At 66.1% G+C, this 13,418-nt stretch carries 10 protein-coding genes; 8 read left to right on the forward strand and 2 right to left on the reverse strand.

Features of this window, described 5'->3' with window-relative positions:
* Positions 1-1,232 precede the first annotated feature (1,232 nt).
* Positions 1,233-2,207 (forward strand): helix-turn-helix transcriptional regulator, encoded by a 975-nt coding sequence (locus ACFWPH_RS28030; protein ID WP_378755145.1) that lies wholly within the window; start codon positions 1,233-1,235, stop codon positions 2,205-2,207.
* Positions 2,208-2,228: 21 nt separating this feature from the next.
* Here ACFWPH_RS28030 and ACFWPH_RS28035 read toward each other — a convergent pair whose 3' ends face one another.
* Both ACFWPH_RS28035 and ACFWPH_RS28040 read right to left on the reverse strand, forming a co-directional pair.
* Positions 2,229-2,768 (reverse strand): hypothetical protein, encoded by a 540-nt coding sequence (locus tag ACFWPH_RS28035; RefSeq protein ID WP_378755146.1) that lies wholly within the window; start codon positions 2,766-2,768, stop codon positions 2,229-2,231.
* Positions 2,769-2,955: 187 nt separating this feature from the next.
* A complete protein-coding gene (locus ACFWPH_RS28040) occupies positions 2,956-3,735 on the reverse strand; it encodes a helix-turn-helix domain-containing protein (RefSeq protein ID WP_378755147.1) in 780 nt (259 codons plus the stop codon).
* Between the two features lie 859 nt (positions 3,736-4,594).
* Between ACFWPH_RS28040 and ACFWPH_RS28045 the strand changes: the two genes are divergently transcribed.
* The 7 genes from ACFWPH_RS28045 to ispG all read left to right on the forward strand — a co-directional run bounded on the left by ACFWPH_RS28045 (position 4,595) and on the right by ispG (position 13,417).
* A complete protein-coding gene (locus ACFWPH_RS28045; RefSeq protein WP_378755148.1) occupies positions 4,595-5,947 on the forward strand; it encodes an NAD(P)/FAD-dependent oxidoreductase in 1,353 nt (450 codons plus the stop codon).
* Entirely contained in the window at positions 5,947-7,254 is a 1,308-nt protein-coding gene (locus ACFWPH_RS28050; protein ID WP_378755149.1) for an oxygenase MpaB family protein, read from the forward strand. The genes ACFWPH_RS28045 and ACFWPH_RS28050 overlap by 1 nt, the downstream gene beginning before the upstream one ends.
* Complete coding sequence (locus tag ACFWPH_RS28055) at positions 7,251-8,342, forward strand: polyprenyl synthetase family protein (protein WP_378755150.1); 1,092 nt, start codon at positions 7,251-7,253, stop codon at positions 8,340-8,342. Before ACFWPH_RS28050 ends, ACFWPH_RS28055 begins: the two co-directional genes overlap by 4 nt.
* 122 nt (positions 8,343-8,464) lie before the next feature.
* On the forward strand, positions 8,465-9,457 hold the full coding sequence (locus tag ACFWPH_RS28060) for a hypothetical protein (protein WP_378755151.1): 993 nt from the start codon (positions 8,465-8,467) through the stop codon (positions 9,455-9,457).
* Positions 9,454-10,443, forward strand: coding sequence for a 4-hydroxy-3-methylbut-2-enyl diphosphate reductase (ispH, locus tag ACFWPH_RS28065; protein WP_378755152.1), 990 nt, complete (start codon positions 9,454-9,456; stop codon positions 10,441-10,443). The genes ACFWPH_RS28060 and ispH overlap by 4 nt, the downstream gene beginning before the upstream one ends.
* A complete protein-coding gene (locus tag ACFWPH_RS28070) occupies positions 10,440-12,278 on the forward strand; it encodes a 1-deoxy-D-xylulose-5-phosphate synthase (protein WP_378755154.1) in 1,839 nt (612 codons plus the stop codon). The genes ispH and ACFWPH_RS28070 overlap by 4 nt, the downstream gene beginning before the upstream one ends.
* Positions 12,278-13,417, forward strand: a complete 1,140-nt coding sequence (gene ispG, locus ACFWPH_RS28075) for a flavodoxin-dependent (E)-4-hydroxy-3-methylbut-2-enyl-diphosphate synthase (RefSeq protein WP_378755155.1) — start codon at positions 12,278-12,280, stop codon at positions 13,415-13,417. Before ACFWPH_RS28070 ends, ispG begins: the two co-directional genes overlap by 1 nt.
* The last annotated feature ends 1 nt before the right edge of the window (position 13,418 follow it).

Genomic DNA, 13,418 nt, shown 5'->3' on the forward strand with positions numbered 1-13,418 from the left:
GACACGTTCGCCGCAACGGGGAGGGGTTAACCAACGGAGCAAGATGGGCAGGGGCGCGCATCCTGCTACCCTTCGGCACCGAAGTCGGATTGTCCGGGAGCAAGCACCGGCCCCGCATCCGGGTGAGTGAACGAGGACCACCCGGAAGCCTGCCACTGACGTGTCAGAGCCGGGCCGGCTCCTCGCGTGTGGCGAGGCCGGAGCAGTCTCTCGCCGAGTTTCCTCATCGATGCGGTACCGGTACATCTCAGAAGAGCCTTGGATCCAGCGCGATCCCACTGGACGTTCGCGCAGTGAGCGCCGACTCTACGGACTACGAGCATGCAGGGGCAGCACACGATGATGGTTAGCAGGTTTCATCGCAACCCCTGACGACGGCAGCGTCACGGATCGTACATAGCCCTGATCCCTCCCGTTGCCGCAGTAAAACCGGCGTGTTGTCGGTTCGAATAGGGAGAGGCTAGGCGTCCGAATGCATTGATTTCTACCGTTTTTCGGAAATCTCGCGGACAATTTCGGAAATCTGCTCTGACGGAGAGGCGCGCAGCTTCGGTCTCCGTGGCGCAGGCGTGCGGCAATCAGAGTCCTGCGGAATGCCACGACCGGCACATGGCCTGCCGGCGGCGTCAACAGCGACGGGGATGCCAGCGGACGACTGGTCATGGCACGCCTCCGATGGATGGCACCTCGTATCGCCGCGACACCGTCACAGTGACCGCTGACCCCTGGCAATCCCCGACAGCGGTTTCGGATCGGCGCGGGCCACGCCGCCGTCGTCGCGCATTACGCTGTGCCGCCAGGCCGGCGGGGCCATCGCGGCAACCGGGATGAAGCCGCATCAATGGACGTTGACGGAGGGCTCGTCGCCGACCAGTTGCCGCGGGTAGGACGCGCTGCACACGACGTGTGCCACACCGGCTCGGCTCCGGCTGGCGGGAACGAGGGGTGGACATGGAGAACTCGGAGACCCGGTTGACGGACGCAAAGCCTCACGCAGAGCGGCGATCCACTCACGCAGCCATGACACTTCGCGGCCTCTGCCCTGCGGTGTCGGGATCCCCGGCGTGCCGGTCGGCGCCGACCGGCTGCTGCGTCGTCTTGGGCGGAGTCCAATCACCCGGCGGCCGTGCACGGGGGCGATTGGTCCGGTCCTCTTGACTGGGCGGGCGAGCTACCTTGTTGTAGATTTGCGGTCAGTTATTGCTGATGTTGGCGCGGGAAAGGGGGGTGGCGTGGCCGAGTCGGGGTATTGGAGTGAGGACTTCGACACGCAGAGGGATTCCACTGACCCGGCGGCGGCGTGGCATGAGTATCTGCATACCAAGCAGGGCAGTGTAAGCCTTCGTTTCGGACGGGACTCCGACTTCCGATCGACCGCTTTCGCCCAGCGTGCCGGCAGGTTTCAAATCGTGGGGTTCACGAACAGTCCACTGGACTACCGTCGTTCCCGCCGCGATGTGAACGAGGACGGCGATGACAGCTACCGCTTGCTGATTTCGTTGAAGGGCAAGTTCTACACGTCTCAACGCGACGCCCGCGACCTCTTGATGCCTGGAGAGGCGGTGTTCTTCCGCTGGTGCGACCCGTTCTTGTTGGCCAATGACGAACCGAGCACCGCGTTGATCCTGACCGTGCCGGAAGAACTGATCGATCCCGATCGTATGAGGGCAGGCTCTGTGCGGCTGGACACGAGCAGGGCCCTGGTACGCACGCTCGTGGGGGATGTGTGTGAGCTCAACAGGACTCGAGAAGGCTGGAACGCCGATGATTTCCGAGTGGCCTATTCTGCCGCGGTGCAGAAGCTGAACTGGGCGCTGGCTCCACCTGCTCCCGTCCTCCAGGACGACCCGAGCCGGGTCGACCACGTGCGCCAGCTGATGTATGAACACGCCTCCGACCTCAGTCTGACACTCGAGTACATCGCCGAGCTGTGCGGCGTGACCCTACGAACATTGCATAACTGGCTGAAAGAGGAGGGATTTACTCCGGGCCAGATGCTCCGCGACATCCGCATCGACCAGGCTCATCAGCGGCTGGCTCAACCGCTCGACCTGGATACGATTGCGTCTCTGGCCGGATTCTCCACCACACGGCGCTTCATCACCGCCTATCGAAGGCGTTACGGAATGACCCCCACCGAAATGCGCCGCAAAATGGCGGCCGAATACGCCCATGCACTCACCCGGAAGCTGGGCGATCAGGAGTAGCGAACCCATGTTCCAGCCGTCTCACCGCTGGACCGGTGGTAGATAGACGTCACCGGCTTCCAGGGCACTGGACAGTGTCGAATAGGCACGCTCAGCGGCGATGAGCTGTCCTTGGTCGGAGCTGAATCCGTGTTTGACGAAGCCGAAGTTGTTGTGCAGCAGCGCGAAATGGCAGGCGAAGCGGGCGATCACCGTACTGAGTGGTTCTCGGTACAGTTCTGCACCGGTCAGTGGACGGGGTAGTAATTGTTCAGCGTCGATATCGATGCTGAACTGGTAGCCGAGAATTTCCTCGATGGCTACGTGGAACGCTACGGCGTGCGGACCAGATAGTGTCACTCCGTCGGGAACAAGGACGTCGTTGGGCCAATCGAGGGGGAGTTCCCCGGTGTCGTGCCAGATTACGACCGACCGCCGATATGCGTCGACCAAGCCTGCTGTGCATTTCGAGAAGGTGTCGGGATAGGTCTGGTCGTCCTCGTCGAAGCCGCTTCCTCGCCTGCACGCTACCCACAGCTGTTCTTTGGTGGGCAGCAGTTTCCCCGGACCCTGCTCGATCACGACATCCTCCAACGTTCTTCCACACCCGAGCCTGCGGAACCCCACCCTGCCATAGACGTTAGCGAGAACATAGCTAGGCATGTCAGTCCGGCTAATAGCGTATGCGAATCGCATTGGAGGCGCTAGGTGCACGTCACAGTTGAGACGGACATGATCTGCGGCGTACTGCAACTCGGACCCACAGCGCCTATGTGCCGGTCGGGACGACAGCGAGAAGACTCAGCGAATCGCCGTGCCCGCCGCAGAGATAGGTCCGCATGGTGTAGTTCTCCCACGTCGAATCATCGTCGCCGAGGAGGGTGAGTGTGGGGTCGTCGAACAGCTCGGGGGTGGGGTCACTCCGCCACATCGCCTCGAACTCGGGAGCCTGCCGGCATGCAGCGGTGATCTCTTCGATTCGCTCGGCTGGCACCGACCCTGGGCCCTCGATACGGAACCGGGTGAGCATCACGTGTGTGCGGTCATACCAGCTACCTATCTGCACTCGGGCTGCCCGGTGGCACATCTGCCACACCAGCAGGTTCGGAGGCCCGTCGACGAACGCTTCGATCTGTTTCAAGCCCTGAAATCGCTGGTAAAAGGCATCGTTGGCCGCGGCGATATCGAAAACCGTGGTGTGGTGGTAGCACGCCGGATGCGGGAACGCGTCCAGGTGCCGCAGGTCGTCCTCGTCGATCTGCGCAGGGAAGGGCCCGCGCTGCCCCAGTTCCTTCGGAAACATCTTCTGCAAGGTCAGGGACAGGATTCTGTCGCGATATATTTCGGGAGGGTCGACGGCGATAAACCATCCGGCGAGACTGTCTGGGGTAGGTATGCTTCCCTGCAATTCCCACTTTTCGATACTCGACGCACTGATATTTCCACGGATTGCGACTTGTGCTCGAGAAAGTCCTGCGCGGTCTCGACATTCGCGCAGGACGTAGGCGAGCAGCGATGGCGCCTGCTCGGCTTTCCTGTGATCCAGCATCAGTGTCCTCCTGACGTTCACCCGCCAGCCCCCGGTGAGGAAAGATTGCAGCTTGCCACTGGTTTAACCCCCATGACCCCCTCGCAAAACCCGGCCTCACACAACTGCTGCCGACAGAGACTATCCACACGCGGACCGGCGACCCGATGCCGATCCGGGATCCGATGCACGCTCACCACCTGATTCGGCAGGGCAGCGTCCATCACGGATCGTCCATAGCCTGATCCCTCCCCGTGCCGTAGGTGAACCGGTGTGTTGGCGGTTCGAATAGGAAGAGGCTAGGCGGCAGAAAGCCTTGATTTCTACCGTTTTTCGGAAATCTTGCGGACAATTTCGGAAATCTGCCCTCGGGGAGACGCGTGCAGCTTCGGTCTCCGTGGCGCAGGCGGCCGCCGGGGGCTGGGGAGCGGGCCGAGGGGCCTCGTCTACTTCTGAGGCGGTGTGGCCGCCGCCTCTGATCGGAGTTCTGAGGCGCGGCGGTATGTTCGGATCGCGGGTGAGTCCTGCTCGGCGTCGGCCACATCGGGGGAAGGTGAGGCAAGTGAATTATCGTCGCCGCGTTGGGAATCAGCGGCCGGAACTCGCAATTACTGTCCGAATTCAGGTAATTGACAGCGCATTCTTCATCACGAATGCTTGATGCCAGTTCCGGCGACACCGTATTTCATTCCTTGCATTTGAGGGAAATCGGGAGCGGAAAATATTCGAGATGGGCCACTTTTCCGTGCTTTCCGGAGCGGCACTGAAAGCACGTCGTCGCGCTGGTCATCGGCCGATATTTCATGTTGGAGGCATATTCGTGATAGGAGCGGATTCTCCGGGCTGCGAGCGTCTTGGTGCGGCCGGGGCACGTGGGACCGTGGTGGTGATCGGTGGTGGTCTGGTCGGCACGCTCACGGCGTGGGCGTTGCGGGGTCTGGCGAGCCGGGTGATCGTGGTCGAACGCGATCACTATCCCGAGGCGCCGCAGTTCCGGCCGGGAGTTCCGCAGGCGCGCCACGCGCACCTTGTCCTGGAGGCGGGCCACCGCACGCTGGAAGCGTTGCTGCCGGGCATCGGTGACCAGCTGCGCGCCGCGGGAGCGACCACGGTCGCGATGTCGCGGGACCTGCGATGGCTCAGCTCGGCCGGGTGGATGGCCGATCACGACAGTCGTCTCGGTTTCCTGTCGTGTACCAGGCCGGTGCTCGACCATGTGGTGCGTACCCGTGTACACGCCGAAATCGGCAGCCGGCGCGTCGACGACGTGGATGTCGGTGTGCTCGACGGCACCGAAGTGCAGTTCTGGCCAGGCTGCGAGGTCGTCGGTTTGCTGGGGACACCGCACCAGCTGCGTGGTGTCCGGGTGCGCCGGCGAGGAGAAAGGCAGCAGGAATCGCTCATCTCGGCCGAGTGGGTGATCGACGCCTCGGGTCGGTCCACGCGGGTTCCGCGGTGGCTGGACAGGCTCGGGTGCGCCCAGACGCCGACCTCGCAGATCAATCCCCAGGTCGCCTATCAATCTCGGATTGTGACGCGACCGCAGACCGATCTGGGGTTCCGTGCTGTGTATTTGCAGACCAGGGCCCCTGATTCGCCGTTCACCGCTGCGCTTCTGCCGGTGGAGCAGAGCAGGTGGCTGGTCTCGGTGGGTGTCATGAACAGTGGAGCGGGGGTCGGGGAACAGGGTTTCGACGCCATAGTGAGTCAGCTTCGCGATCCGATCGTGGCAGAAGTTCTCGCCCGTACCGAGCCGGTGAGCGATGTGTGGGGGTTCCGTCCCGGTGCGAGTGTGCGGCGCCGCTACGAACGCCGAGCGCCCGAAGGTCTGGTGGCGATCGGGGACGCGGCGTGCACATTCAATCCTGTGTACGGCCAGGGGTGCACGGTGGCGATCCTGGGTGCCGCCGCGTTGCGGGAGGCTGTTCTTCAGCAGGGCGGGATCAGCGAGAAGGCGGCCCGGTCGGCGCGCCACCGGATTGCTGCGGTCGCGGCGCCGGCGTGGATGATCTCGGCCAGTGAGGACCTGAGGTTTCCGGCGACGACCGGTGGCGCAGCGGGGGCATTCACGCGGACTCAGCACCACTATCTGGACCGGGTGCTGGCTGCATCGACCACCGACACTCGCGTCACTGCGGCGTTTCACGAAGTGATGTCGCTGGTCGCTTCCCCGACGGCATTGTTCCGTCCGCAAATCCTGAGCCGGGTGCTGCGGGGATCAGGGGTCCGCTGATGACATCGGGCGACGGTCAGCGCCTCGGTGATCCGCCGTTGTTCTCCCAGTTTCCGTTCACGGTCGCGCTGCGCCGTTTCCGGGGCGATGTGCGGGCAACTGCCGGGCAGCGGCGTACCTATCTGCAGGCCTCGACCCGCACGGGTGACCCGGAAGCCGACGCGCTGGTGGAGATGTTTCGGCGGCTCCCGGCCGGTGAAGGACGGCGCCTGTTCGAGACGGCCGTGGATCACGGCCTCACCGCTGTCGAGGACCCGCCGCCGGAGCTGACCACGTTCTTCGCCTCGATCGATGCCGAACCGTACTGGCTCGATCGCGACCAACTCGATCTTGCTGCGCGGGCGATCGGCCGCAGCGGCGTGGTCGGCGATATCGCGTTGTCCATGGGGGCACTGCTGGGTGGATATCTCGCGAAAAGGGTCGCGAAGACTCTGGTCGGGAGCGGCGATCTGGAACGGATGGCGCCGCGACGCATCGCCGAGACCATGCACTGGTACGTCGAGGCGACGGCGGTGGGCGGTCTGCGCAGGTTTGCGCCGGGGTTCCGGTCCACTGTGCGAGTTCGGCTGATGCACGCGATGGTGCGGGCAGGGATGAGCCGCCGCCCGGACTGGGATTGGGATGGCTGGGAGCATCCGGTCAACCGCAGCCAACTCGCCGGCACCATCACGTTTTTCGCGGTCGCGCAGATTTCGGGCACCCAGGCACTCGGACTGCATTATTCCGCCCAGGAAAAGGACGCGATCTGTGCGTTCTTCCGTTACCTGGCTTACCTGCTCGGTGTCGGTCCGGATCTGCTTGCGGCGACCGAGCGCGATTATTGGCGGCTGTTCTGGCTGCAAATCGAGCACGAATTCGGTGCGCCCGACCAGGACTGTGTTCGGCTGGCGCAGGCGCTTGTGCGTGCGATCGGCCCGGCGGTCACCGGTGACGGCGCTGATCTCGCGCACAAGGTAGCGCGCCGGGCGGCCACCGGCTTCCTGTGCGGCTATGCCCGGTTGATCGTGGGCGAATCGAATGCCGATTTCCTCGGACTTCCCGACAGCGCAGCGTTTAGGGCCGTGGTTGTCGCTGCGGCCGCGGCACTGTCCGCGGCGGAAGTGGTGCGGCGCGTCACCCCGGGAGCGACCCGGCTGTGCGAGCACTACGGGCGGCGCAGCCGGGTGAGGACGGTCCAGAAGATGATGGCCCGCCACCGCGGCGATCACCGATTTGCCCGCAGCGACCGCCATCTGCGCGAGCACGAGCCCGCAGCTTATCCACTGTCGACTCCGCGGCCGATCGCCGCGTCCCGGGAGACCACATGACCCTCACCCAACCCGCCGACACCGCACCGGTGGCGGCACAGCAGACAAGCGCACCGTCGAATCCGGGCCCGCCGCGGGACACGGATGTGCTCTTGCGGCGGGCCCGGCGGCTGGTTGCGCCGACGCTGCATGCGGCGGTCGAGGCGCTACCCGAGCAGACCCGCGCGCTGGCTTCCTACCATTTCGGGTGGACCGATCTGTCCGGTCACCCAGATTCCGCGTCCTGGGGCAAGGGGGTGCGCACCGCGTTCACCCTGGCGTGCGCGCGCGCCGCCGGCGGGGACGAACTGTCTGCGGTGCCCGCCGCGGCCGCGGTGGAGTTGGTACACAACGCCAGCTTGATCCATGACGATCTGCTCGATACCGACACAATGCGCAGGCATCGGCCGGCGGTATGGGCCGCGTGCGGTACCGCCGCCGCCGTCCTGGTCGGCGATGCGCTGTTCCATGCCGGGGTCCGCGTACTGCAGGGCGAGCTCGCTGAGCACACCACGGCGGCGACCGTGGTGTTGCTCGATGCCGTGCTCGAGCTGATCGAGGGCGAGAAGGCCGACACGGCGTTCGAGGCGCGCCACGATGTGACGCTGGATGAATGCCTAACCATGGTGGAGGCGAAAACCGGTGCGCTGCTCGGTGCGGCGTGCGCGCTCGGTGCCCGCTACGGCGGCACGACCGACCCCGATCACCTCAAGGCCATGGCACGGTTCGGCCGTCACCTGGGCCTGGCCTACCAGGCAATCGACGACTACATGGGTATCTGGGGTGTGACGGCCGGGACCGGCAAACCGGTGCTGGCCGATCTGGTCCGCCGCAAGAAGTCGCTACCGGTCGTGTATGCGCTGAACACGGCCACGCCGGCGGCCGCCGAACTCACGCAGTTGTATTTCGGCAACGGCGATCTCGCCCCGAGCGATGTGCATCGCGCCGCGGAGCTGGTGGAGCAGACCGGCGCCCGTGACTGGGTGCGTGAGTTCAGCCGCGGCCATACCGCGACCGCCCGCGAGTACCTGGCGGCTGCGCGGCCGACCGCCGACGGCCTCGCCGATCTGTGCGCCCTCGTTCGCCTTGTGAGCGAACGTGAGGCCTGACCTTCGGAGCTACAGTGACCTTCTTTCCCTCCCCATCGGCAACCACCCCACCTTCCCCCCAGGGATTGCCCCGCGAAATCAGTCTGTATTGCCCGTTTCCGGACAGCAGCTATCCAGGTGACGTGGCCGCCCTCGACCGGGACGCCGTCGAATGGTGTCTGCGACACCGGCTGTTCGAACCGGATGACGTCTCAGCCCGGATGGGTTGCGGCTACGGGATAGCTCACGCGCTGCCGCACGCGCCGGAATCGACCATCGCGGCGGCGACCCGCCACTTCTATTGGGGCGCGGCGTTCGACGACTACTGCGATACCCACCCCGATCCGATGGTTTTGGCCGCCGAGGTAGGGGAGTTGCACCGGGTGATGGACACGGCGCCGGCCGCGGCCGTCCCGTCGGGGAACCGGTGGGTGGCGAGCCTGCGCGCGCTGCGCAACGAGCTCGAGGCCGTGCTCACCGAGGACGAGTTCGCGGTGTTCACCCACGCGCACGCGGTGTGGCTGACCGGTCAACTCTGGTTCACCGCTTTGCAGGATCGTCCCACGGCTCCACGGGTCGAGGAATGGCTGCGCATGCGGTGGGCGAAATCCGGGGTCGCGACCCTCGTCCCGTTCACCGGCTCGAGCTGCGGAATCGACGCACTCGCTGCCCGACACCGCGGGGAGCCGGCGGTGCGTGCGTTCACCGAGTCGGTCATGATGTCGTGCGCGCTGCTCAACGATCTGGCTAGCGCCGCAAAGGAAATCGCGACCGGCACCGCGGTCACCAACCTGGTGACCGTGCTGGCCGGACCCGTTCACACGACGGTGAATCCAGTAGCCGCGGTAGAGCTCTACGAGAGGATTGTGGGGCTGGCCTACCGGCTGCAGCAGCGGTTGCGGATCGATCCCCGCCCCGACGTGGCCCGCTACGCCGTCGAGCTGCCGCGCTGGGTCCCTGCGGGAATCGCCTGGGCCAGCTCCACCGCCCGCTATCACGACCTCACAGCGACGGACACCGTCAAGAGCGTAGCGCCGCACGTGACCGTCACAACCGTCCCGACGGTGTGGGATCCCGACGACCGCACACCACCGCCGTATCCCGAAATCTCGTGGTGGTGGGAGCAGCTGCGATGAGGGCCGAACCGGTGAAGCGCGGCGCGGAAGCGGGGGAGACGACGGTATTGCTGGCGTCCCCGCGGAGTTGGTGTGCCGGCGTGGAGCGCGCGATCGAGACCGTCGAACGCGCCCTGGACCAGGCCGGTGGAGACCCGGTGTATGTCCGCAAGGAGATCGTGCACAACCGCACAGTGGTCGCCGAGCTGGCGGCGAAGGGCGCGGTGTTCGTCGATGAACTCGACGCGGTCCCAGACGGCGAGGACGTGACCGTGGTGTTCTCCGCCCACGGCGTGTCCCCGGCTGTACGCGCCGAAGCCGACCGGCGCGGCCTGCGAGTGATCGATGCGACGTGTCCGCTGGTGCGCAAGGTTCACACCGAAGCACACCGTTTCGCCGAGCAGGGCAAAACAATCGTACTGATCGGCCATGAGGGGCATGAGGAGGCCGAGGGCACGATGGGTGTCGCACCGGATTCCACGGTGCTGGTAGAAACCGCCGAGGACGTAGCCGACCTCGCGTTGCCTGCCGACGCGGAGGTTGCGGTCTTGACGCAAACCACGCTGGCGGTGGATGAGACCACCTCGGTGGTAGATGCGCTGCGGCAGCGTTTTCCGCGTCTTGCGCTGCCGCCGTCCGACGATATCTGCTACGCCACCACCAACCGGCAGCGTTCTGCGGCCGCGGTAGTCGCCGACGCGGACATTCTGCTGGTGATCGGCTCGGCGAACAGTTCGAACTCACGACGCTTGGTCGAACTCTCGCACCGCCAGGGCGTGGCGGCCTACCTCATCGACGACGCCGGCGATATCGATCCGTCCTGGTTGGACGGTATCGGCACGGTCGGTGTCACCGCAGGTGCCTCCACACCGCCCGCGCTGGTGACCGAAGTGGTCGACGCGCTGCGACAGCGGGGGCCGATGCAGGTCTACGAACGCGAAACCGTTACCGAGAACATGCGTTTCACCCTGCCGCGCCCATCGACCATCCGAGGGGAGCGGTCATGACAGCAGCCACCACACGATCCGCCACCGCCGAACCTGGAGGGGTCCTCGACTCTGTCGAGACCCCACGCGACCTTGATTCCCTCACCGTCGATCAGCTCGCCGCATTGGCCGGTGAGATCCGTGACCTGCTGGTTACCACCGTGTCCCGCACCGGCGGGCATCTCGGAGCTTCTCTCGGCACTGTCGAGTTGACGATCGCCCTGCACCGGGTTTTCTGGTCGCCGCACGATGTGCTGATCTTCGACACCGGCCACCAAGCGTATGTACACAAGCTCCTCACAGGCCGTCGCAGCGAGTTCGCCACCCTCCGTGCCGCAGGCGGGATGTCCGGATACCCCAGTCGCAGCGAATCCGACCATGACTGGGTCGAAAACTCCCATGCCTCGGTCAGCGTGGCGTGGGCCCACGGCATGGCCAAAGCCCACCGGTTACGCGGCGAATCCGACCGGCGGGTGGTCGCTGTGATCGGAGACGGCGCGCTCACCGGCGGTGTCGCGTGGGAGGGGCTGCACAATCTCGGTGCCACCGATCTGCCGGTGGTTCTGGTAGTCAACGACAACGGCCTGTCCTACGACCCGACCGTCGGCGCGCTCGGCGCGCATCTGGCCCAGCTGCGGCGCGGCTACAGCCACGACAATCTGTTCGCCACGTTGGGGTTCGGCTACCTCGGCCCGGTCGACGGCCACGACATCGCCGCCACCGAGCAAGCGTTGCGGCGAGCAGCCGCCCTCGGGACTCCTGTGGTAGTGCATGTGGAGACCCAGAAGGGCCGCGGGTACCCGCCTGCCAGCGAGCATGCCGACCGGATGCATGCCTGTGGTGTCGTCGACCCGCTCACCGGGCGGCCGCACGCGCCCAGTCCGCGTACCTGGACCGATGTGTTCGAAGACGAACTGGCAGCGTTGGCCGGCACACGTCCCGACCTGGTGGCCGCGACCGCGGCGATGCGGGCACCGACCGGACTGTCAACGATGTCGAAAGCGCATCCCGAGCGGGTGCTCGACTCCGGGATCGCCGAACAACACCTGCTGGCCTCCGCGGCGGGCATGGCCGCCGCCGGCCTGCACCCGGTCCTCGCCGTGTATTCCACCTTTTTGGCCCGTGGCCTGGATCAGGCGATTTACGATATCGGGCTGCACCGGCTGCCGGTCACGCTCGTACTCGACCGGGCGGGCATCACCGGGCCCGACGGCCCCAGCCACCACGGCATCTACGATCTCGCGTTGCTGAGCTGCGTACCGGGCATGCAGATCGCCTGCCCCCGCGATCCCGCCCAGCTGCGGGAGCTGCTCGGCGAAGCCACCACGACGGCCACCCCGTCCGCGCTGCGGTTCCCCAAAGCCACCGCAGGCCCCGACATCGCGGCGCAGGCCCGCATCGGTGGTGTCGACATCCTCTACCGCAGCCCACACCACAGGCAGCACCCCGATGCCCTGCTGGTGTCGGTGGGCGCGATGGCCGGCGCGTGCCTCGCGGCGGCCGAAGAACTGACCGCCGAAGGGATCTCGGTGACAGTGGCCGACCCCCGGTGGGTGCAGCCGATCAACCCGGCCCTGACACTGCTGGCCGCACACCACCGCAGCGTGGTGTGCGTCGAGGACGGTGTCAGGGACGGGGGGATCGGTTCTCGCCTGGCCGCCGCGGTAGCCACACAGAACCCGGCCCGCCCGCCGGTGGGCGTGCTGGGGCTGCCGACAGAGTTCATTACCCACGCCGCCCGCGCCGAGCTGCTGGCCCACTACGGGCTCACCGGGCCCGGGATCGCGGCCGCGGCCCGCCAGCAGCTGATCGAAACGCGCTCGATCGAGCCTGCCGTGTCCGCCAGGAGTGCCTGATGAGTATGACCACCGCCCGCCCGATCGACCTGCCGCCTCCGGTCGTGGCCACATCCACGTTGCGGCCACGGCGCAAGTCTCGCCAGCTGCGAGTGGGCCACGATACCCGCGCCGTGCTGGTCGGCGGGTCGGCCCCGATCTCGGTGCAGTCGATGACCACCACCAAAACCGCCGAGGTGGATGCGACCTTGCAGCAGATCGCGGAGCTGACCGCGGCGGGCTGCGATCTCGTGCGGGTCGCGTGCCCGCGCCAGCAGGACGCCGACGCGTTACCCGAGATCGCGCGACGCTCACCGATCCCGGTGATCGCCGACATCCATTTCCAGCCCCGCTACATCTTCGCCGCCATCGACGCCGGATGCGCAGCCGTCCGCGTAAACCCGGGCAACATCAAGGAATTCGACGGACGCGTCAAGGAGGTCGCCCACGCCGCGGGCGCGGCCGGGATCCCGATCCGGATCGGCGTCAACGCTGGTTCCCTCGACCAGCGGATCATGGCCAAATACGGCCGCGCCACACCCGAAGCACTGGTCGAGTCGGCGCTGTGGGAGGCCGGCCTGTTCGAAGAACACGGATTCCACGACCTGAAGCTCTCGGTCAAACACCACGACCCAGCAGTCGTGATCGACACCTACCGCCTGCTGGCCACGCGCTGCGACTACCCGCTACACCTGGGAGTCACCGAGGCCGGCCCGCTCTTGCAGGGCACCACCAAATCCGCAGTGGCGTTCGGGGTGCTGCTCGCCGAAGGCATCGGCGACACCATCCGAGTATCGCTGTCGGCGCCACCGGTGGAGGAAGTCAAAGTCGGAACCCAAATTTTGGCCGGCCTCGGCTTACGTGAACGCCGCCTCGAAATCGTGTCGTGTCCGAGCTGCGGCCGCTCCCAAGTCGATGTCTACACCCTGGCAACTCAGGTCGAGGCCGCGTTCGACGGGTTTCCGTACCCGTTGCGCGTCGCTGTTATGGGCTGCGTGGTGAACGGGCCTGGGGAGGCCAGCGCGGCCGATATCGGCGTCAGCTCCGGAAACGGCAAAGGCCAGATCTTCGTCCGCGGCGAGGTCGTACGGACTGTGCCGGAAAGCCAGATCGTCGCGGCGCTGCTCGAGGAAGCGCTGCGCCTGACCGACGCCGAGTAAC

This window comes from Nocardia sp. NPDC058499, from assembly GCF_042719915.1.
Lineage (GTDB): Bacteria > Actinomycetota > Actinomycetes > Mycobacteriales > Mycobacteriaceae > Nocardia.

What these genes read in the sequence shown, in the direction of transcription:
- ispH (WP_378755152.1), top strand. Translation starts at nt 9,454, where the DNA reads ATGAGGGCCGAACCGGTGAAGCGCGGCGCGGAAGCGGGGGAGACGACG.
- ACFWPH_RS28070 (WP_378755154.1), top strand. Translation starts at nt 10,440, where the DNA reads ATGACAGCAGCCACCACACGATCCGCCACCGCCGAACCTGGAGGGGTC.
- ACFWPH_RS28040 (WP_378755147.1), bottom strand. Translation starts at nt 3,735, where the DNA reads ATGCTGGATCACAGGAAAGCCGAGCAGGCGCCATCGCTGCTCGCCTAC.
- ACFWPH_RS28055 (WP_378755150.1), top strand. Translation starts at nt 7,251, where the DNA reads ATGACCCTCACCCAACCCGCCGACACCGCACCGGTGGCGGCACAGCAG.
- ACFWPH_RS28050 (WP_378755149.1), top strand. Translation starts at nt 5,947, where the DNA reads ATGACATCGGGCGACGGTCAGCGCCTCGGTGATCCGCCGTTGTTCTCC.
- ispG (WP_378755155.1), top strand. Translation starts at nt 12,278, where the DNA reads ATGAGTATGACCACCGCCCGCCCGATCGACCTGCCGCCTCCGGTCGTG.